The 19678-nt window shown below is 66.2% G+C and carries 17 protein-coding genes; 8 read left to right on the top strand and 9 right to left on the bottom strand.

Going from position 1 to position 19678, the window contains the following annotated elements; translation table 11 throughout:
• Positions 1–17 precede the first annotated feature (17 nt).
• Positions 18–557 carry a type 1 glutamine amidotransferase domain-containing protein gene (locus tag BM275_RS09340; protein ID WP_041015092.1) on the top strand — a complete coding sequence of 180 codons (540 nt, stop codon included), beginning with the start codon at positions 18–20 and terminating at the stop codon, positions 555–557.
• A 101-nt stretch (positions 558–658) separates the two neighbouring features.
• Positions 659–1855 (top strand): class I SAM-dependent rRNA methyltransferase, encoded by a 1197-nt coding sequence (locus BM275_RS09335; protein WP_090520777.1) that lies wholly within the window; start codon positions 659–661, stop codon positions 1853–1855.
• Between the two features lie 76 nt (positions 1856–1931).
• Here BM275_RS09335 and BM275_RS09330 read toward each other — a convergent pair whose 3' ends face one another.
• On the bottom strand, positions 1932–2780 hold the full coding sequence (locus BM275_RS09330) for a poly(ethylene terephthalate) hydrolase family protein (RefSeq protein WP_014818704.1): 849 nt from the start codon (positions 2778–2780) through the stop codon (positions 1932–1934).
• 498 nt (positions 2781–3278) lie between these two features.
• On the opposite strand from BM275_RS09330, the gene ilvD reads away from it, so the two are divergent.
• Positions 3279–5117, top strand: a complete 1839-nt coding sequence (gene ilvD, locus BM275_RS09325) for a dihydroxy-acid dehydratase (protein WP_014818703.1) — start codon at positions 3279–3281, stop codon at positions 5115–5117.
• Positions 5118–5184: 67 nt separating this feature from the next.
• Here the strand turns inward: ilvD and BM275_RS09320 are convergent, their stop codons facing one another.
• Both BM275_RS09320 and BM275_RS09315 read right to left on the bottom strand, forming a co-directional pair.
• Positions 5185–6918, bottom strand: a complete 1734-nt coding sequence (locus tag BM275_RS09320; protein WP_090520774.1) for a DUF4153 domain-containing protein — start codon at positions 6916–6918, stop codon at positions 5185–5187.
• Positions 6919–7016: 98 nt separating this feature from the next.
• Positions 7017–8135 (bottom strand): NAD(P)/FAD-dependent oxidoreductase, encoded by a 1119-nt coding sequence (locus BM275_RS09315; protein WP_090520772.1) that lies wholly within the window; start codon positions 8133–8135, stop codon positions 7017–7019.
• A gap of 99 nt (positions 8136–8234) precedes the next feature.
• Here BM275_RS09315 and BM275_RS09310 point away from each other — a divergent pair, with 99 nt between their 5' ends.
• Entirely contained in the window at positions 8235–8690 is a 456-nt protein-coding gene (locus BM275_RS09310) for a metallophosphoesterase family protein (RefSeq protein WP_090520770.1), read from the top strand.
• Here BM275_RS09310 and BM275_RS09305 read toward each other — a convergent pair.
• The gene (locus BM275_RS09305) at positions 8683–9330 is read right to left on the bottom strand and encodes a YitT family protein (protein WP_014818699.1); all 648 of its coding nucleotides are present in this window, start codon (positions 9328–9330) and stop codon (positions 8683–8685) included. The two genes, BM275_RS09310 and BM275_RS09305, sit on opposite strands and share 8 nt — an antisense overlap.
• 87 nt (positions 9331–9417) lie before the next feature.
• Positions 9418–9936, bottom strand: coding sequence for a dihydrofolate reductase (locus BM275_RS09300; RefSeq protein WP_041015088.1), 519 nt, complete (start codon positions 9934–9936; stop codon positions 9418–9420).
• 149 nt (positions 9937–10085) lie between these two features.
• Between BM275_RS09300 and BM275_RS09295 the strand changes: the two genes are divergently transcribed.
• From BM275_RS09295 to BM275_RS09285, 3 genes are all read left to right on the top strand, one after another.
• Entirely contained in the window at positions 10086–11201 is a 1116-nt protein-coding gene (locus BM275_RS09295) for a glycerophosphodiester phosphodiesterase (RefSeq protein WP_042928230.1), read from the top strand.
• 92 nt (positions 11202–11293) lie between these two features.
• Positions 11294–12688, top strand: a complete 1395-nt coding sequence (locus BM275_RS09290) for a DUF2868 domain-containing protein (RefSeq protein WP_090520767.1) — start codon at positions 11294–11296, stop codon at positions 12686–12688.
• On the top strand, positions 12681–14054 hold the full coding sequence (locus tag BM275_RS09285; RefSeq protein WP_046617482.1) for a DUF3482 domain-containing protein: 1374 nt from the start codon (positions 12681–12683) through the stop codon (positions 14052–14054). The genes BM275_RS09290 and BM275_RS09285 overlap by 8 nt, the downstream gene beginning before the upstream one ends.
• A 30-nt stretch (positions 14055–14084) precedes the next feature.
• Here the strand turns inward: BM275_RS09285 and BM275_RS09280 are convergent, their stop codons facing one another.
• Positions 14085–14996: a DMT family transporter gene (locus BM275_RS09280; RefSeq protein ID WP_090520765.1), complete on the bottom strand. Its 912-nt coding sequence runs from the start codon at positions 14994–14996 to the stop codon at positions 14085–14087.
• Between the two features lie 88 nt (positions 14997–15084).
• Between BM275_RS09280 and BM275_RS09275 the strand changes: the two genes are divergently transcribed.
• The gene (locus BM275_RS09275) at positions 15085–15999 is read left to right on the top strand and encodes a LysR family transcriptional regulator (protein ID WP_090520763.1); all 915 of its coding nucleotides are present in this window, start codon (positions 15085–15087) and stop codon (positions 15997–15999) included.
• A gap of 118 nt (positions 16000–16117) precedes the next feature.
• Here the strand turns inward: BM275_RS09275 and phoU are convergent, their stop codons facing one another.
• The 3 genes from phoU to pstA all read right to left on the bottom strand — a co-directional run bounded on the left by phoU (position 16118) and on the right by pstA (position 19607).
• On the bottom strand, positions 16118–16846 hold the full coding sequence (gene phoU / locus BM275_RS09270; protein ID WP_003303228.1) for a phosphate signaling complex protein PhoU: 729 nt from the start codon (positions 16844–16846) through the stop codon (positions 16118–16120).
• A 185-nt stretch (positions 16847–17031) separates the two neighbouring features.
• Entirely contained in the window at positions 17032–17862 is an 831-nt protein-coding gene (pstB, locus tag BM275_RS09265; RefSeq protein WP_041015083.1) for a phosphate ABC transporter ATP-binding protein PstB, read from the bottom strand.
• A 74-nt stretch (positions 17863–17936) separates the two neighbouring features.
• On the bottom strand, positions 17937–19607 hold the full coding sequence (gene pstA / locus BM275_RS09260) for a phosphate ABC transporter permease PstA (protein ID WP_023443978.1): 1671 nt from the start codon (positions 19605–19607) through the stop codon (positions 17937–17939).
• Positions 19608–19678: the final 71 nt, after the last annotated feature.

The following is a 19678-nucleotide window of genomic DNA, read 5'->3' as shown; positions in this document are numbered from 1 at the left end:
CAGACGGAGGCATGCTCATGACCCAATCCCTCAACGGCAAGCGCGTGGCAATCCTGGTGACCGACGGCTTCGAGCAGGTCGAGCTGACCGGCCCGCAGGAAGCGCTGGAGAAGGCCGGTGCGACAGCCCAGATCGTCTCCGCCAAGAATGGCGAAGTGACCGGCTGGAACCACACCACCCCGGCCAGCAAGTTTCATGTGGACAAGACCTTCGACGACCTCGATATGAATGACTATGACGCCGTGCTGCTGCCCGGCGGGGTGGTCAACTCCGACACCATTCGCACCGACGAAAGCGCACAAAAGCTGGTACGCGACGCCGCCGCGGCGAACAAGCCGATCGCGGTGATCTGTCACGGCGGCTGGCTGCTGATCTCGGCCGGACTGGTCAAGGGCAAGCGCATGACCAGCTGGCCGTCGCTTACCGACGACCTGAAGAACGCCGGCGCCGATTGGGTGGATCAGGAGGTGGTGGTGGACGGTCAACTGATCAGCAGCCGCAAGCCGGATGACATCCCAGCGTTCAGCCAGGCGCTGATTCAAGCCCTGTCCGCCTGACCGGTGATGCGTGACGGGCGCTGCGAGGAATTTCCGGCAGCGCCGGCGCGCGTGGCCTGCCGCTCGTTTAGAATGCCCGTCTTTTTCCCGGAGCCCCGCCGATGACCCTGCCCAGCCTGCGCCTCAAAGCCAACGCCGATCGCCGCCTGCGCGCCGGCCATCTGTGGGTCTACAGCAACGAGGTGGACACCGCGGCCACGCCGCTGGCGGGCTTCGTTGCCGGGGATCAGGCCGTACTCGAAGCCGCCGGCGGCAAGCCGCTGGGCATCGTCGGGGTATCGCCGAACAACCTGATCTGTGCGCGCCTGCTGTCACGCGATCTCAAGCACAGCCTGGATAAGTCATTGCTGGTGCACCGCATTCAGGTCGCCCTATCGCTGCGTGATCGCCTGTTCGATCAGCCGTGCTACCGCCTGATCTATGGCGATTCCGATCTTCTGCCGGGCCTGGTGGTGGATCGCTTCCACGACCATCTGGTGGTGCAGCTGGCGTCGGCGACCATGGAGCGCAACAAGGATGCCGTGCTGGAGGCGTTGGTCCAGGTGCTCAAGCCGCGCGGCGTGCTGTGGAAAAACGACTCCAGCGCCCGCGATGCCGAAGGCCTGGAGCGTTACGTCGATACGGCGTTCGGCGTGGTGCCGGAGTGGGTCGCGCTGGAAGAGAACGGCGTGAAGTTCGAGGCGCCGGTGCTGCAGGGCCAGAAGACCGGCTGGTTCTACGACCACCGCATGAATCGCGCGCGCCTGGCGCCCTACGTGAAGGGCAAGCGCGTACTCGATCTGTTCAGCTACATCGGCGGCTGGGGCGTGCAGGCGGCGGCCTTCGGTGCCAGCGAGGTGTTCTGCGTCGACGCCTCGGCTTTCGCCCTGGATGGCGTGGAGCGCAACGCCGCACTCAACGGCGTGGCGGAGAAGATGACCTGCGTCGAGGGTGATGCCTTCGAGGCGATGAAGGAACTGAAGAACGCCGAGGAACGCTTCGACGTGGTCATCACCGACCCGCCGGCCTTCATCAAGCGCAAGAAGGACATCAAGAACGGCGAGGCCGCCTACCGCCGCCTCAACGAAGCCGCGATGCGCCTGCTGAACAAGGACGGCATCCTGGTCAGCGCCAGCTGTTCCATGCACCTGGAAGAAGATCACCTGCAGAACATCCTGCTCGGCAGCGCACGCCATCTGGACCGCAATATCCAGCTGCTCGAACGCGGCGCCCAGGGCCCGGATCATCCGGTGCATCCGGCGATCGCGGAAACCCGCTACATCAAGAGCCTGACCTGCCGCATCCTGCCCAACAGCTGAGGGGCGGCACACGCGCCTACCGTATCGCCATGAAACCTCCGCCCGGCAGTGCGGGCGAAGGTTTCAACGTGCGGTGCTACTCGATGCCCTTGCGCTGATCGCTCCACAGCAGGCTGGTGCACAACCCGCAGAAACGTCCGTAGAAGGTGCCACGCGCACTCTCGTCGTCCATCAGGTGATAACGGAACCAGGCCGTCGTCGGTCCGCGATAAGCCCCGCCATCACCCACCGGCTCGAAGTGACTGACATAGCGCCTTTCCCCCCAGAAGATCGGCACATTGGCGCGGGTATAGACCGGCTGCGCATTCAGATAGGGGATGGCGATCGTGTCGGCACCCCCGGACATCAGGAACATCGGCCCGCGCTGGTTGCGCTGCGACGACGAGTCATGGCCAAGACCGATGGTGTACGGCTGGATCGGCGCGGTGACCTTCACGCGATCATCCTGCCCGGCCATGATCGAGCCTCCACCGCCCTGGGAGTGGCCCGATGTGGCGACGCGCCCGGTGTTCAACACGCCGACGTAGGTGCCGTAGGTGCGATTGCTTTCCTGTACCAGGTAATCGAGGCAGGCCAGCATGTCGCGCCCGGTGCCGGCATTCGAGGTTTCCGCCGCGGCCACCACGAAGCCATGGCTGGCCCAGTGGGTCAGCAGCCCTGAATAAGTCGTCGGCCCGGTGCCGGTACCATTACCCCAGAGGATGACCGGATGCCTGACGCCATCCTGGCCCAGCGTGCGTGGCCGGTAGATGCGGCAGCTCGGCCCTTCGCTCTGACTGGTGACGGCGTAGGGGCCGGAATTGTCGAAGCTCGAAACCGAGGGAAATGGTGCTCCGGGTGTGTCCGGCAGGGGGGCGGCGGCGGCGGTTGCGGATAGGGCCACCAGAGCAGCGGCGCTCAGGTATAGACGTGTGAATTTGTGCATCTGCATTCCTCGTTCTTATCGTTGGTATAAGGACGCCTCGCCCATCATCGACTGCCCGCTACTCCGCAGAACGCGCACCCATGGCGAGGCGACCGCTCGCTGGCCAGCGGCAAGACAAGATGCAGTCACCAGCGAAACGGTCGGGTCTGGACTCTAGCGAGCGATCCTCGACCTGCCAGTCAAGTGGACCGGCGGTCATACACCGAAAAAGGCCGCCGATGCGCAGGCCTCACGCCCGATCCAGCCGCTCCGAGCCGCTGGCATGCGGGATAGCGCAGGACCGGCAATCGTCCCGCCTGGCCCGGCTGCCGGAACGTGCGTAGAATCGGTGATATCTCGCCATTCACCACACGGCGGACTCTGAGCCCAGGCCCTACGAGCGTCTACCCGCCTCGACCCGGCCCCTTCCGAACGCACGGTCATCCTCCGTTGCATCCGGCACAGGCGTTGCTCACCATACGCATACCTCCGATTACCTGATCAGCCGCAGGAACCGTCATGCCTGATTACCGCTCGAAAACCTCCACGCACGGCCGCAACATGGCCGGCGCCCGCGCGCTGTGGCGTGCCACCGGCATGAAGGATGAAGACTTCAAGAAGCCGATCATCGCCATCGCCAACTCCTTCACCCAGTTCGTGCCTGGCCACGTGCACCTCAAAGACCTGGGCCAGCTGGTCGCCCGCGAGATCGAAAAAGCCGGCGGCGTCGCCAAGGAATTCAACACCATCGCAGTCGATGACGGCATCGCCATGGGCCACGACGGCATGCTCTATTCGCTGCCTTCGCGCGAGATCATCGCCGATTCGGTGGAGTACATGGTCAATGCGCATTGCGCCGACGCCATTGTCTGCATCTCCAACTGCGACAAGATCACCCCCGGCATGCTGATGGCCGCCCTGCGCCTGAACATCCCGGTGGTGTTCGTTTCAGGCGGTCCGATGGAAGCCGGCAAGACCAAGCTGGCCAGCCACGGCCTGGACCTGGTCGACGCCATGGTCATCGCTGCCGATGAAAGCGCCTCGGACGAAAAGGTCGCCGAATACGAGCGCAGCGCCTGCCCGACCTGTGGCAGCTGCTCCGGCATGTTCACTGCCAACTCGATGAACTGCCTGGCCGAAGCCTTAGGGCTTGCCCTGCCCGGCAACGGCTCGACCCTCGCTACGCACAGCGACCGCGAGCAGCTGTTCCTGCGCGCCGGCCGCACCATCGTAGAGCTGTGCCAGCGCTATTACGGCGAGGGCGACGAATCCGTCCTGCCGCGCAACATCGCCAGCCGCCGCGCGTTCGAAAACGCCATGACGCTCGATATCGCCATGGGTGGCTCGACCAACACCATCCTGCACCTGCTGGCCGCCGCTCAGGAAGCCGAGGTCGACTTCGACCTGCGCGCCATCGATGCCCTGTCACGCAAGGTGCCGCAGCTGTGCAAGGTTGCGCCGAACATCCAGAAGTACCACATGGAAGACGTGCACCGCGCCGGCGGCATTTTCTCCATCCTTGGCGAACTGGCTCGCGGCGGCCTGCTGCACACCGACGTGCCCACCGTGCATAGCCGGACGCTTGCCGAAGGCATCGCCCAATGGGACATCACCCAGACCCAGGACGAAGCGGTGCACACCTTCTTCAAGGCCGGCCCGGCGGGCATCCCGACGCAGACGGCGTTCAGCCAGTCGACCCGTTGGGACACCCTGGACCTGGACCGCGCCGAAGGCTGCATTCGCAGCGTCGAGCATGCCTATTCCCAGGAAGGCGGCCTGGCCGTGCTCTACGGCAACATCGCCCTCGATGGCTGCGTGGTGAAAACCGCTGGAGTGGATGAATCCATCCACGTCTTCGAAGGCACCGCCAAGATCTTCGAAAGCCAGGACAGCGCCGTCAAAGGCATCCTCAATGACGAAGTGAAGGCTGGCGACATCGTCATCATTCGCTACGAAGGCCCGAAGGGCGGCCCGGGCATGCAGGAAATGCTCTACCCGACCTCGTACCTGAAGTCCAAGGGACTGGGCAAGGAGTGCGCCCTGCTCACCGATGGCCGCTTCTCCGGCGGCACCTCAGGCCTGTCCATCGGCCACGCCTCGCCGGAAGCGGCTGCGGGCGGCGCCATCGGGCTGGTGCAGGACGGCGACAAGGTGCTGATCGACATCCCCAACCGCAGCATCCAGCTGCAGGTCAGCGATGAAGAACTGTCCCACCGCCGCATCGAGCAGGACAAGAAAGGCTGGAAACCCGCCCAGCCGCGCACCCGCAAGGTGACCACGGCACTCAAGGCCTACGCCCTGCTCGCCACCAGCGCTGACAAGGGCGCAGTGCGCAACAAGGCGATGCTGGACGGCTGATCGCCAGGCTTGCTCGCTGTAAATGAAAAGCCCGACCTTCGCGTCGGGCTTTTTCATGCTGAGCAGACTATTCGGTGATTGCCGGCTCCAGCCGAATGCCGTCGATCTCCAGCGCCTTGAAGCGCGGCGCTACCACCTGCAAAGCGCCACGCTCGATCTGCTGCTTGAGGGTCTCGCCGTCGAGGGTTTGCTGATCGGTCGTGCGAAGGTGCCCGATCCATCGCCAGCCACCGGTCGCGTCATGCCCCAGCACCGTCACGATCCGCGGCCGCGCACCGCGTAGCAGCAGCACCTCGGGCTGGCTGTCGTCATCCAGATCGACGGCAAACAGGGTGCAGTCCCCGTCACAGCCCTGGGTCGCGATGGCCTGTGCCAACGCGCCACCGGCATCCTCGAGAGGCTCGCCGATCCACGGCACCGGCGCGGTATTGGCCATGTCGTGCGCGTGTCGCCAGTTCCAGTAGCTGTCGGCCTTGTCCAATCGCTGCAGGTCTGCCTGCAGTTGCTCCCGATGCGCGTCAGCGAGGCCAGGCTCGGCCAGGCGCTGGCGCAGTTTCTCCAGATGGTCGCGGCCGGGTTGTCCCAGCTGAAAGCGCAGTGCGCCGAGATCAGTGCGATCTGTCGGCACCCGCTCGTCGAGCAGGCGCTGGTACTGGTTGGCCGCGCTGAGCTGCAACGGGCTCAACGGTGGCAGATGCATGAGCAGCAACAGCGCCATCGAAATCAGCGCCAGCAGCGGATTGCTCTGGCGCAGGCCGGCCAGCCAGCCATCCCGCCGTTGCAGCACCGCTGCCATCAGCGCCAGCGCATGCAGCAGGGCAACCAGCGTCGCACCGACCGCCACCACCCGATCAGGCGTGAGCCCGTACTGGCCGATCCGCAGCCAGAGCGCGTAAATCGCAAGCCCTGCCAGAAGCGGCAGGCACAGGGAGCTGGCGTCGACCAGCACGCGCAGCGCTCGCGGGTAATGCACCGCTTGCCGACCATCCTGAATGACGCCGTTGAGCAGCGCGACATGGGCGAACACCATGGCCAGCAGGATCGGCGTCGCGTGGCGGGTCTCCCACAATGGCTGCAGGCCGGTAAAAGGCAGGCAGACCACGAACAGCAGCAGGATCAGCACCGTCAGCGGCAGCAGGAAGCGACACATGGCCTGCAGCACATTGCGCAGCGCATCGACCACCTGGCCGCGCTCCAGCCCGATCCACAGCCCGATGGCGACAACCGTCGCGCTGGCGATCCAGATAAAGCCGGAGGACTCGAACAGCGATGCGAAAATCCTGATACCGACCAGCTTGAACAGGCCGGCCCAGAGCCAGATCAGCAGCCAGAACGCTGCCAGCATCAGCAGCGCCATGAACAGCAGCAGGCCGTTATTGATGGCATGCCGGTATAGCGCGGCGTAGTCGACACGCCAGCGATGACCGATATCCCGCGCCTGGATGAAGGGCGTCAGCACATAGGCCAGGATCAGGTTGCTCCAGAGCAGCAGGGTGCCGACCGATTCGCCCAGGTAATACCAGCGCGGTTGCTCGAACTGCAGCGCGAGGCCGCCAGCCAGCACGGCCGGCAACAGGGCTACGGCAAGGACCAGGCGCCAGCGCCCGGCCGCGCGCAGATCGCCCCAGAGCAGCTGCAACTGCCAGCCGCCAATCACCGTGAACGCCAGCAGTGCCGAGCACAGGACCCGCCAGCCCGTGGAGTGTGGCCACGCCTCACTAACTGCCCAAAGGACCAAACCCTGTAGCACCCCAACAGCCAGGTAGATCTTCAGTGGCCGGGCTTCGCCTGTCTGTTCCATGCATGTTCCTTTTGCCGGTGATTGCGCCGTCCGATCGCGGCGGGTTGCAGTGTGCTACCCGCCCGGATGGGCCGCAATGCGAGCGTGACAGCCCGTGATCAGGTCGCCAGTGCCTTGTGTTCGAGCAGCCCGCAGACGTGTTCGGCAATCGCCAGGCAGGCGGTCAGGCCCGGCGATTCGATGCCGAACAGGTTCACCAGGCCGGCGATACCGTGCTGCGCCGGGCCATCGATGCGAAAGTCCGCGGCCGCCTCGCCAGGCCCGCTGATCTTCGGCCGGATGCCGGTGTAGGCCGGTTGCAAGGCATCGTCCGGCAGCCCTGGCCAGTAGCGACGGATCGCGGCGTAGAAACCATTGGCCCGTTCCAGCTCGATGCAGTAGTCCAGGTCCTCGACCCACTGCACATCCGGGCCGAAACGCGCCTGACCCGCCAGGTCCAGGGTCAGGTGCACGCCGAGGCCGCCGGGCTCGGGCAGCGGATAGACCAGATGGCGAAATGGCGTGCACCCGCTCAGGCTGAAGTAGCTGCCCTTGGCGAAGAACTGCCGCGGCCGCGCGGCATCGCTCAGGCCCTGAGTGCGCGCGGCAAGTACCGGGGCGCCATGCCCAGCGCAATTCACCACGGTGCGTGCCAGCAGCTGCAGTGGATCGGCGCCGCCTACCTCGACCCGCAAACCATCGCTGGCGGCCACGATATCCGCCACCGGCGCGTTCAGCGCCAGCACCGCGCCGTGGCGCTCGGCATCGCCCAGCAGTGCCAGCATCAGCGCGTGGCTGTCGATGATGCCGGTGCTTGGCGAAAGCAGTCCAGCCACCGCCTGCAGCTGCGGTTCCAACGCCAGCACCTCGTGGCCATCCAGACGCTGCAGATCGTCGACCCCATTGGCCTGCGCGTGCCGCTGCAATTGCTCCAGCGCAGCGATCTGGGCCTCGTCGGTGGCGACGATCAGCTTGCCGCTGCGTCGGTGGGCGACACCGTAGCTGTCACAGAATTCGTAGAGCTGGCGGCGCCCGGCGACACACAGCCGGCCTTTGAGCGAGCCCTGCGGGTAGTAGATGCCGGCGTGGATGACTTCGCTGTTGCGCGCGCTGGTGGCGGTGCCGAAAGCCGCCTCGGCTTCCAGTATCAGCACCTCGCGCCCAGCCAGGGCTAGCTCGCGTGCCACCGCCAGCCCGACCACTCCCGCACCCACCACCACGCAATCCACTCGATCCATGCCAGACTCCTCGACCCGAGGGTCCCAAGCCTGCCGCAACCACAGCGGCCGGCCAAGGGTCGGATGACCTAACGAAGACCATTTAAGGGGAAAACCGGCATGCGCATCGGCCTGATCTCCGACACCCACGGCCTGCTCCGCCCCGAGGCGTTGGCGGCGCTGCAGGGTTGCGCGCAGATCATTCACGCCGGCGATATCGGCAAACCGCAGGTACTCGACGGGCTGCGCGCCATCGCGCCGCTGGAGGCGATTCGCGGCAATATCGATACGGCCGAATGGGCACGGGAGCTACCCGAGCGACTGGACCTGCGCATCGGCGGTCTCACGCTGCACGTGCTGCATGACCTCAAGCAGCTGGATATCGACCCGATCGCCGCCGGCATCGACGTGGTGATCGCCGGCCACTCGCACAAACCGAAGGTCGAGCGGCGCGACGGCGTGCTCTACATCAACCCGGGCAGCGCCGGTCCGCGACGCTTCAGCCTGCCGATCAGCCTGGCGCTGCTGGAGTTGAACGACGGTGATGCACAGGTCGAGCTGATCAGCCTCAGCTAACGCCCATGTAGCGATCGGCGCGGTGATTGATCGCCAGCACCAGATTCAGCGCCACGGCGCCGAGTACCGACAGCAGCACCTTGTCCGCCGGCACGACGAACACCGCGGCCATGACGATCAGCGCGTCGATACCCATCTGGAAGGTGCCGGCGCGCAGGCCGAAACGCTCCTGCAGGAACAGCGCGAGGATGTTCACCCCACCAAGACTGGCGCGGTGGCGGAACAGGATCAGCAGGCCGATGCCGATGGCGAACCCGCCGAACACAGCGGCGTAGACCACATTCAGCTCGGCGAAGCGCACCCACTGCGGGGTCAGTTCGGCGAACAGCGAGACCAGCCCCACCGCGCAGACGGTGCGCAGGGTGAACTGCCACCCCATGCGCCAGATCGCCAGCGCGTAGAACGGCAGGTTGAGCAGGAAGAACACTGGGCCGAACGACCAGCCGGCCAGGTACTTCAGCAGGAACGCCAGCCCAACGGTGCCGCCGGTCAGCAGCCCGGCATGGCTGTAGAAGGCAATGCCAAGGGCGACCAGCGCGGTGCCGGTGAGCAGGGCCAAGCCGTCCTCCCACAGCGGGTGGCGGACGAAGATCGCGGCAACGCGCTCGGCTTCCGGGGCGTCGGATTTGTCAGGTTGCATGAGATTTCTCGTTACGACAGCGACGGGCCAGCATAGAAGCTGCGGCCCGCGAAAGATTTGGCGCCGATCAAGCGAAGAGGGTGCCGGTCAGCTCTGTTTTTGCCAGGTTTCGAAACGGTAGGCTGGTGCCTCGCCCTCAGCCGGATGTGGCTGGCTTTCGACGCACTGCCACTCAGCCTCGTCGAAGACCGGAAAGAACGCATCGCCTTCAGGAGCCGCATCGATACGCGTGAGGTAGAGCCGCTGCGCCTGCCCCAGCGCCTGGGCGTACAGCTGCGCACCGCCGATCAACATCAGCTCGTCGACGCCCTGCTCACGCGCCCACTGCTCGGCACGCACCAGCGCGGCATCCAGGTCGGTGAAGGTTTCCGCGCCGTCGAGCTGCAGATCCGCCTGGCGACTGACCACCAGGTTGAGCCGCCCCGGCAGCGGACGGCCGAGCGAATCCCAGGTCTTGCGGCCCATGATGATCGGTTTGCCGAGGGTCATGGCCTTGAAATGCTTGAGATCGGCGGGCAGGTGCCAGGGCATGCGGTTGTCGAGGCCGATCACGCGGTTCTGCGCGAGGGCGGCAATCATGGCGAGGGGAAGGCGGGTCTGATTCATGGCGGCGAGAATAGCAGAGCGATGCAGCTTGCCGAAGCTGCCAGCCGTTCGTCGGCTTCATCGCTTTGCAATACAAGCGGCGCCGCAGCGTCAAAGTCCGGTCATGCAAGTGCCTCAGGCTGTGACATCCAAACCGAGGAGATGCCGAAATGGCCCGCAAGACCACCGCTCCCCTTCGCCGCTGGCTCACCGCCTGCACCCTGCTGCTTCCACTGGCCGGCTTCGCTGCGGCGGATGAACACACCGCGAAACACCAGGCCGCGCGCGGCGAGCCGACCCCGCTGGTGATCGCCCACCGCGGCGCCAGCGGCTACCTGCCGGAGCACACCCTGGCCGCCTATGCGCTGGCCGTTTTCCAGGGCGCCGACTATATCGAGCCGGACCTGGTGATGACCCGCGACGGCCAGATCGTCGCCCGTCACGACAACGAGTTGGGCCTGACCACCGACGTCGCGCAGCGCCCCGAGTTTGCCGATCGCAAGCGCACCCAGCAGGTCGACGGCGTCACTCTCACCGGCTGGTTCAGCGAAGACTTCACCCTCGCCGAACTGAAGACGCTGCGCGCTATCGAGCGCATCCCGGATATCCGCCCGGGTAACGCGCGCCTCGACGGCAGCCTGGAAATCCCGACCCTGCAGGAGATCATCGATCTGGTGAAAACCCTGCAGCTGAGCCAGGGCCGGCGCATCGGCCTGTACCCGGAAACCAAGCACCCGACACACTTCCAGCAGCTCGGCCTGGCCATGGAAAAGCCGCTGGTGCGCATCCTCACCCGCAACGGCTATGTCGGGCGGCAAGCGCCGGTGTATATCCAGTCGTTCGAGGTGGACAACCTCAAGGCCCTCAGCCGCCTGACCCAGCTGCGCCTGGTGCAGCTGTTCAGCTCCGGCCAGCCGTATGACCAGCAGGTACGCGGCAGCAAGCTGACCTATGCGCAGATGGCCACGCCGGCCGGGCTCAAGGACATCTCCCGCTACGCCGCCGGCGTCGGTCCGGAGAAGAGCTACATCATCCCGCGTGATGCCAACGGCAACCACGGCACGCCGACCGGCTTCGTCGCCGCCGCCCACGCCGAGGGCCTCAAGGTCCACCCCTACACCTTCCGCGCGGAAAACGCCTTCCTGCCGGCCAACCTGCGCAGCAGCGACCAGCGCCATGAGCGCGGCGACAGTGAAACGGAGATTCGCGCCTTCCTCGACGCCGGTATCGATGGCCTATTCATCGACCAGCCGAACATCGCCGTGCGCCTGCGCAACGCCGACTGAGGGCCCCAGCGGGGAGCCGCAACGGCTCCCCGTTTTCCCGTTCCCCACGGCAGCGGTTATCCTCAAGGCACGACCCGCCAGCGAGATGCCGTGTGATAGCCCGCCCCGCCCCTGATCTCGATACGCTCGACCGCCTCTGGCTGACCGAAGCCGTGCGCCTGCGCGAAGAGCATGCCGGGCCGCTGGACGACGACGAAGCCAACCGCCAGGCCCGTGCCCAAGGCGGTGATCTCCCCGTGCTGATCGAGCAGCGTGCACTCTGGCTGGCGCGCCGTGACGGGCTGGTCGAAGCGCTCCTGCACTGGCGCCAGGGCGCACGGCTGGGTGGGTTCGCGCTGGCGCTGCTCGCGGTCTTCACCGGCGCCGGCCTGGCCTTCGCTGCACTGGGCGACGGGCAGCGACCGGTCAATGTGTTCTGGGCGCTCGGTAGCCTGCTCGGGCTGAACCTGCTGACCCTGCTCGGCTGGCTGCTCGGCCTGCTCTTCGCTGGCGACAGCGGCGGTGCGCTGGGGCGGCTGTGGCTCTGGCTGAGCGAAAAGCTCGCCCGCAACGCCCGCGCCGCGCAACTGGCACCAGCGCTGCTGAGCGTATTGCACCAGCACCGGCTCGGTCGCTGGCTGCTGGGTGTCGGCGTGCATGGCCTGTGGCTGCTGGCGATGGGCAGCGCGCTGCTGACATTACTGGCGCTACTGGCTACGCGGCGCTATGGCTTCGTCTGGGAGACCACCATTCTCGGTGAAAGCGCCTTCGTCGGCCTGACCCAGGCCCTGGGCGCGCTGCCGGCACTGCTCGGTTTCAGCGTGCCGGATGCCGGGCAGATCCGCGCCAGCGGCGCACTCGGCGGTGATCTGGAAGGTGCCCGCCAGCTCTGGGCCGGCTGGTTGGTTGGCGTGCTGCTGATCTACGGGCTGCTGCCGCGGCTACTGCTGGCGGGGTTCAGCCTGTGGCGCTGGCGCCGCGGCCGTGCCGCGTTGAAGCTCGACCTGAACCTGCCGGCCTATCGTCTGCTCCGCGAACGCCTGCAGCCGCCGAGTGAGCGGCTAGGCATCAGTGATGCAGCACCCGCCCAACTGCACGCTCCCAGCGCCGGCGCTCAGCTCGAGGGCAGCGCCGGCGCCGTACTGGTGGCCATCGAGCTGGACGGCAGTCGCCCCTGGCCACCGGCTCTGTCCAAGGGCATCGCCGATGCCGGCATCCTCGACGATCGCGAGGGGCGCCGACGCCTGCTCGATCAGCTCACCCGTTTTCCGCCGGCGCGCCTGGCCATCGCCTGCGATCCCCGGCGCTCGCCGGATCGCGGCACCCTGGCGCTGATCGGCGAGCTGTCGCGCTGCGCCGCTGCGACCCGCGTCTGGCTGCTGCAGGCGCCGCCGGGCGAGGCGCTGGACAGCGCGCGCCTGGATGACTGGCACCAGGCGCTGGACAGCTTGGGCCTGCCCCATTCCACCACGACGCCGCTGGGCTGGCTGGAGAGCGGACATGACTGAAGCCCTGAAGCTCGCCGTGGTCGGCCATACCAATGTCGGCAAGACCTCGCTGCTGCGCACCCTGACCCGTGATGCAGGCTTCGGCGAGGTTTCGCACCGTCCCAGCACCACCCGCCATGTCGAAGGCGCACGGCTGTCGGTGGACGGCGAGGCGCTGCTGGAGTTGTACGACACCCCCGGCCTGGAAGATGCCATCGCCCTGCTCGATTACCTGGAACGCGTGGAGCGCCCCGGCGAACGCCTCGACGGCCCGGCGCGAACCGCGCGCTTTCTCGACGGCAGCGAGGCGCGCCAGCGCTTCGAGCAGGAAGCCAAGGTGCTGCGCCAGCTGCTCGCCAGCGATGCCGGGCTCTACGTGATCGATGCCCGCGAGCCGGTACTGGCCAAGTACAAGGACGAGCTGGCGGTACTCGCCGGCTGCGGCAAGCCGCTGCTGCCGGTGCTCAACTTCGTTGCCCAGCCCGGCCATCGCGAGGAGGAATGGCGTCAGGCGCTGGCCCGCCTCGGCCTGCATGCGCTGGTGCGCTTCGACAGCGTGGCGCCGCCCGTGGACGGCGAGCGCCGGCTGTACGAAAGCCTGGCGCTGCTGCTGGAACAGGCGCGGCCCAAGCTGCAGCGGCTGATCGAGGACCATGAAGCACAGGCCGCGGCGCGCCTGGTCAGCGGCCAGCGGCTGATCGCCGAGCTGCTGGTGGACGTCGCCGCCTGCCGACGCAGCGTGGCCGCACAGCCGGAACTGGAGCGCGGCGCCATACGTGAACTGCATGACGCCGTGCGTGGCCGCGAACAGCGCTGCGTCGAATCCCTGCTGCGCCTGTATGCCTTCCGCAAGGAGCAGGCGGCAGCCAGCGACCTGCCACTGCTCGACGGCCGCTGGGGCGACGACCTGTTCAATCCGGAAACACTCAAGCAGCTGGGCGTGAAGATCGGCAGTGGTATGGCCGCAGGCGCGGCCGCCGGTGCCGGAGTCGACCTGATGGTCGGCGGCATCACCCTCGGCGCGGCGGCACTGCTCGGCGCCCTTGCCGGCGGCGGCGCGCAGACCGCGCGGCACTATGGCAATCGCCTGCTGGGCAAATTAAAGGGCCAGCGTGAACTGAGCGTCGATGACGCCGTGCTGCGCCTGCTCGCCCTGCGACAGCGCCAGCTGCTCGCCGTGCTCGCCACCCGAGGGCACGCTGCCACGGAAGCGATCCGCCTGGCCACTCCGCAGGATCAGGGCTGGCGCGAGGGCAAGCTGCCCGATGCGCTGCAGCGCTGCCGCGCGCATCCGGAGTGGTCTTCACTCAACCCCGGCGCCCGCCTGCAGGACGGGGAGCGGCAGGCCGCGCTGGATGAGCTGCAGGCCGAACTGCGGCAGAGCTGACCGGTCTGCAAGCCCGGCCGTGCGTACGCGCTAGGCACGGATCGGCGCACCATCGCCAGCCGCGCTCGGCGCGGGCTGGCGGCCGATGCCCAGGGTGCACAGCGTTGCCAGCATGATCAGCGACCCACCCGCCCAACCCATCGGCCCCAACCGCTCACCCAGCCAGAGACCGGCGATGATCGCGCCGAACAGCGGTTCGGAGCCCATCAGCAGCGACACCCGCGTTGCACTGCTGCGCCCGAGCGCGCGGTTCTGCGCGAACATGGCGAACAGCGTGGCGAACAGCACCAGATACAGCATGGCGAACCAGAAGCCCGGCTCCACTGGCAGCGCCGGCAGTCCGCCCGGCAGCGACACGCCGAGCAGGATGCAGCCCGCCGCGACGACTCCGCTCTGCACCGCGGTCAGCGCCAGTGCCGGGATTTCCCGGCCGGCAGTCAGGCGCCGGGTCAGGCAGACCAGCACCGCGCGCAGCAACGCGGCGGCCAGCATCAGCGCATCGCCGAGATTGAGCGACAGCTGCGGGCCGCCGGTCAGCAGCCAGACGCCCGCCAGCGACATCGCGCAGGCTAGGAACAGCGTGTTGTGCGGCCGCTGGCGCAGCAGCAGCCATTCCATGAACGGCGTGATCACCACGCATAGGCTGATCAGAAACGCCGCATTGCTGGCGCTGGTCAGCATCACGCCCCAGGTCTCGCAGAGAAAGATCGCCAGCATCACCAGCCCCAGCGGCAGACCGGGGCGCAGCGCCCGGCGACCGGCGCCGCGCAGTTGCGGCAGCAGCAGGACAAAGGTCAGGCCGAAGCGGACCGCCAGGAACCCCAGCACCGGATAGAACAGCAGCGCCTGCTTGGCCACCGCATAGCTGCTGCCCCAGATCAGCGCCACCATCAGCAGCATGCCATCGGCCAGCCACAGCCCCTGCCTCAATGAACCTTTCATGCTCGACTCCCTGCACCAATCAGGCGCTGATTGTCGGGCCTGTCGGCACGGTCGATAATCCAGCGAAACAGCACAGGACCTGTTCCACATGGGAACGAATGACAGCGCAACCCTGCTGCCCTACATGGCCGTGTTCGTGCGGGTGGTCGAGGCCGGCAGCTTCTCCGGCGCCGCGCGGCTGCTGGGCAGCACACCGTCGGCGGTAAGCCGCCAGGTAGCCCGGCTGGAGCAGGCCCTGGCGCTGCGCCTGCTGGAGCGCACGACGCGCCAGCTGCGGCTCAACGAGGCCGGGGCGGAGTTCTACCAGCATTGCCGGGATATGCTCGATGCGGCCGACGCGGCCGTCGCCATCGGCGAACGGCTGATGCGCAGCCCACGCGGGCTGGTGCGCCTGAGCGTACCCAAGGCCTATGGCAAGTTCGTCGTCGGGCCGTTGATGCCGGCCTTTCTGCAGCGCTACCCCGAGGTCGATGTGCAGCTGCGGATCAGCGACCAGAGTCCGGACCTGATCGAGGACGGCTTCGACCTGCTGGTACTGGTCACCGACAACCCACCCGAAGGCCTGGCCGGCAAGCCACTCGGACCGGTACGCCAGCTGCTCTGCGCCAGCCCCGAATACCTGCAGCGTCACGGCGAGCCGCAACATCCGCAGGACCTGCTGCGCCATAGCTGTCTGTATCTGGGAGAAACGGCGGGAGACAATCGCTGGCACCTGCGCCGCGGGGAGCAGCAGGAGACGGTGACGGTGCGCGGTCGCTACATCAGCAACCACAGCGAGGCGCGGCTGCTGGTGGCGCTGGAACACCTGGGCATCACCTGCCTGCCACACTTCACCGCGGCCCAGGCGCTGGCTGAGGGTCGTTTGCGCGAAGTGCTGCCGCAGTGGCGCTACACCGGTTCATACCAGGGCGCGGCCTGGCTGCTGTGGCGGCAGAATCATCATCTGCCACCGAAGACGCGGGCACTGATCGACTATCTGAGCGAGGCGCTGATCCGCACCTGAGCGGCATCCGTGCGGGCGAACCGATGCAGGTGGATGGGTCGAGCCTCAACGCCAGCGGCGGCTCTGTCCGCAGATTTTGGCGCCGGGCGGACATCGCTGCCCGCCCCGCGACCGCGAATCAGCGCTCCTTCGAGCCTTCCACTTCCTCGGCCATGCGCGCCAGGCCCAGGTGGCGCACGTCGGTGCCGCGCACCAGGTAGATCACCAGTTCGGCGATGTTGCGTGCGTGGTCGCCGATGCGTTCCAGCGAGCGCAGCGCCCAGATCACGCTGAGCACGCGGGAGATCGAGCGCGGGTCTTCCATCATGTAGGTGACCAGTTCGCGCAGCGCGGTCTTGTATTCGCGGTCGACGGTCTTGTCGTACTGCGCCACCGACAGCGCGAGGTCGGCATCGAAGCGGGCAAAGGCGTCGAGCGCTTCCTGCACCATCTTGCGTACCTGGTCGCCGATGTGGCGCACCTCGACATAGCCCTTGGGCGACTCGCCTTCCTCGCACAGCTGGATGGCGCGGCGGGCGATCTTGGTCGCCTCGTCACCGATGCGCTCAAGGTCGATCACCGACTTGGAAATGCTGATGATCAGGCGCAGATCGGAGGCTGCCGGCTGACGGCGGGCGAGGATGCGCACGCACTCCTCGTCGATGTTGCGCTCCATCTGGTTGATCTGGTCATCGACGTCGCGCACCTGCTGAGCGAGGCCCGAATCGGCCTGGATCAGGGCGGTCACCGCGTCATTGACCTGCTTCTCCACCAGCCCGCCCATGGCCAGCAGGTGGCTGCGCACCTCCTCGAGCTCGGCGTTGAACTGCTGGGAGATGTGTTGGGTGTGGCTGTCTTTGCTGATCATTGTTCTCGCTCCGAGGAGACTGCCGCTAGGCGGATCTGGTGCGCAGCGCACCTAGGTAGATTGAATACCACGCAAACCCGTCCGGGCTTTGGCAGAGCGTGTCAGGCAAGGAGGCGGAACGCAGACAGTACGATTTGTACGGCAAGTTCCGCCGACGCCGCCTGGCGCCCTCTGACATGGCCAGACTAGCCGTAGCGGCCCGTGATGTAGTCTTCCGTCTGCTTCTTGGCCGGGTTGGTGAACAGCGTATCGGTATCGCCGTACTCGATCAGTTTGCCCATGTACATGAACGCCGTGTAGTCGGAAACCCGCGCGGCCTGCTGCATGTTGTGGGTGACGATGACGATGGTGTACTTGGCCTTCAGTTCGTAGATCAGTTCTTCGACCTTCAGCGAGGAGATCGGGTCGAGGGCCGAACTCGGCTCGTCGAGCAGCAGTACTTCCGGCTGCACGGCGATGGTGCGGGCGATGACCAGACGCTGCTGCTGACCGCCGGAGAGGCCGAGAGCCGATTCGTGCAGACGGTCCTTCACCTCATCCCACAGCGCAGCGCCCTTGAGCGCCCATTCGACAGTCTCGTCGAGCACGCGCTTCTGCTTGATGCCCTGGATGCGCAGGCCGTAGACCACGTTCTCGTAGATGCTCTTGGGGAACGGGTTGGGCTTCTGGAACACCATGCCGACGCGGCGACGCAGGTCGGCCACGTCCTCGCCCTTGCGGTAGATGTTATGGCCGTCGAGGTTGATGGCGCCTTCGATGCGGCAGCCGTCGACCAGGTCGTTCATGCGGTTGAAGCAGCGCAGCAGGGTCGACTTGCCGCAGCCGGACGGGCCGATGAAGGCAGTCACGCGCTGCTTGGGAATGTTCATGCTGACGTTGAACAGTGCCTGCTTCTGCCCGTAATAGAGGCTCAGATCGGGCACTTCGATGGCCACGGCTTCGTTGTTCAGGCTCAGCGCTCGCTTTTCACGACCCAGCGCCGAAATGTCGATGGAATGCGTCTTTGCTTGTGACATGAGATGTCTCCGTATCGCTGGAGGCTAGAAGCGGGCCGCGATCGCGGCACCGGCCTCCCGCGTGTTATCGGCTGTTAGTGGTCGAGCGCTTTGTATTTTTCGCGCAAATGGTTACGAATGACGACCGCAGTCAGGTTCAAGATGGCGATCACCAGCACCAGCAGCAGCGCTGTGGCATAGACCAGCGGCCGCGCGGCCTCGACGTTGGGGCTCTGGAAGCCGACGTCATAGATATGGAAGCCCAGGTGCATGATCTTCTGATCCAGATGCAGATACGGGTAGTTGCCATTGAGCGGCAGGCTCGGCGCCAGCTTGACCACCCCGACCAGCATCAGCGGTGCCACTTCGCCGGCGGCACGCGCAACGGCAAGGATCAGGCCGGTCATCATGGCCGGGCTGGCCATTGGCAGCACCACCTTCCACAGGGTCTCGGACTTGGTCGCCCCGAGTGCCAGCGAGCCTTCACGCAGAATCCGCGGAATGCGCGCCAGGCCTTCCTCGGTGGCGACGATGACCACCGGCAGGGTGAGGATCGCCAGGGTCAGCGAGGCCCACATCAGGCCCGGCGTGCCGAACACCGGTGCCGGCGCCGCTTCGGGGTAGAAGATGCGGTCCAGCGACCCGCCCAGGACGTAGACGAAGAAGCCCAGGCCGAACACGCCGTAAACGATCGAGGGCACGCCGGCGAGGTTGTTCACCGCAATGCGGATGATGCGGGTCAGCACGCCCTGCTTGGCGTATTCGCGCAGGTAGACCGCGGCGATCACGCCGAATGGCGTCACGATCACCGCCATGATCAGGGTCATCAGCACGGTACCGAAGATCGCGGGGAAGATGCCGCCCTCAGTGTTGGCCTCACGCGGCTCGTCGCTGACGAACTCCCAGAGCTTGGCAAAGTAGAAACCCATCTTTTCAGGCAACGACATCGCGTTCGGACGGTACGCTCGGACAACCTTGCCCAGGCTGATTTCCTTTTCCTGGCCGTCCATGGTGCGCATGGTGACGCTGTCGCGGTTGAACTCCCCGTACAGCGCGACCAGCTGGCTTTCCAGCTGTTTGTATTCGGCGTCCCACTCAGCACGCTCGGCATCCAGAGCGGCTTGTGCAGCCGCATCGAGCTGCCCATCCAGCTCAAGTTTGCGGGTCTTCAGACGCAGACGCTCCAGACCGTGGTTGATCCGGCCGATGTCCACCGCCTCCAGCCGAGCGATCCGGGCATGCAGCTCGTCGATGCGGTCGATGCGCTGTTGAAGCTCACCCCAGGCGGCCGCGCCCTCTGCAACCAGATTGCCCTCTTCCTTCACAGCGAGCAGCTCGCCATAGAAGTTTCCCCATTCGCGGCGCTCCAGTGCGACCAGATCGGCGGGCTTGCGCTGATTGCTCAACCACTCCCCGACGACCCAGGAGAAGTCCGCACCGTAAACTTCGCGGTTGCCGACCTTGAGCAGCTCGCGAGTCATGAACTCGCCGCCCTCGACGTCGACCGGAAGCCCGCTGGCTGCCAGACGCGCGCGTGGCACTTCTTCTACCTGCACCACCTCACCAGCCATCACGCGCGGCTCTGCACCGGGAATCTGGTAATCAGCCACAACAACGTCGGACGGCCAGAAATGCTCCAGACCACGCACCGCTATCACCGCCAGCAACCCGAGCGTCATGATCACGGCGATGGAAACGGCGCCAGCGTTCATCCAGATCCAGGGGGTGCCGCTCTTGATCCAGGTGTTCAGCGAATCCTTTTTCACGGATCGATACCTTTGTCGAAATCTCTCGTAGCCAAATTCGGCTGCGTCTACGCCCGAAGGCGTGGCTCTTT

The sequence above is a fragment of the Stutzerimonas kunmingensis genome (assembly GCF_900114065.1).
Classification (GTDB): Bacteria; Pseudomonadota; Gammaproteobacteria; order Pseudomonadales; family Pseudomonadaceae; genus Stutzerimonas; species Stutzerimonas kunmingensis.
This window is presented reverse-complemented; position numbering and strand designations above follow the sequence as displayed.

Excerpts from the sequence above, each read along its gene's own strand:
- BM275_RS09340 (WP_041015092.1), top strand. The coding sequence starts at position 18 with ATGACCCAATCCCTCAACGGCAAGCGCGTGGCAATCCTGGTGACCGAC.
- BM275_RS09335 (WP_090520777.1), top strand. The coding sequence starts at position 659 with ATGACCCTGCCCAGCCTGCGCCTCAAAGCCAACGCCGATCGCCGCCTG.
- BM275_RS09330 (WP_014818704.1), bottom strand. The coding sequence starts at position 2,780 with ATGCACAAATTCACACGTCTATACCTGAGCGCCGCTGCTCTGGTGGCC.
- ilvD (WP_014818703.1), top strand. The coding sequence starts at position 3,279 with ATGCCTGATTACCGCTCGAAAACCTCCACGCACGGCCGCAACATGGCC.
- BM275_RS09320 (WP_090520774.1), bottom strand. The coding sequence starts at position 6,918 with ATGGAACAGACAGGCGAAGCCCGGCCACTGAAGATCTACCTGGCTGTT.
- BM275_RS09315 (WP_090520772.1), bottom strand. The coding sequence starts at position 8,135 with ATGGATCGAGTGGATTGCGTGGTGGTGGGTGCGGGAGTGGTCGGGCTG.
- BM275_RS09310 (WP_090520770.1), top strand. The coding sequence starts at position 8,235 with ATGCGCATCGGCCTGATCTCCGACACCCACGGCCTGCTCCGCCCCGAG.
- BM275_RS09305 (WP_014818699.1), bottom strand. The coding sequence starts at position 9,330 with ATGCAACCTGACAAATCCGACGCCCCGGAAGCCGAGCGCGTTGCCGCG.
- BM275_RS09300 (WP_041015088.1), bottom strand. The coding sequence starts at position 9,936 with ATGAATCAGACCCGCCTTCCCCTCGCCATGATTGCCGCCCTCGCGCAG.
- BM275_RS09295 (WP_042928230.1), top strand. The coding sequence starts at position 10,086 with ATGGCCCGCAAGACCACCGCTCCCCTTCGCCGCTGGCTCACCGCCTGC.
- BM275_RS09285 (WP_046617482.1), top strand. The coding sequence starts at position 12,681 with ATGACTGAAGCCCTGAAGCTCGCCGTGGTCGGCCATACCAATGTCGGC.
- BM275_RS09280 (WP_090520765.1), bottom strand. The coding sequence starts at position 14,996 with ATGAAAGGTTCATTGAGGCAGGGGCTGTGGCTGGCCGATGGCATGCTG.
- BM275_RS09275 (WP_090520763.1), top strand. The coding sequence starts at position 15,085 with ATGGGAACGAATGACAGCGCAACCCTGCTGCCCTACATGGCCGTGTTC.
- phoU (WP_003303228.1), bottom strand. The coding sequence starts at position 16,846 with ATGATCAGCAAAGACAGCCACACCCAACACATCTCCCAGCAGTTCAAC.
- pstB (WP_041015083.1), bottom strand. The coding sequence starts at position 17,862 with ATGTCACAAGCAAAGACGCATTCCATCGACATTTCGGCGCTGGGTCGT.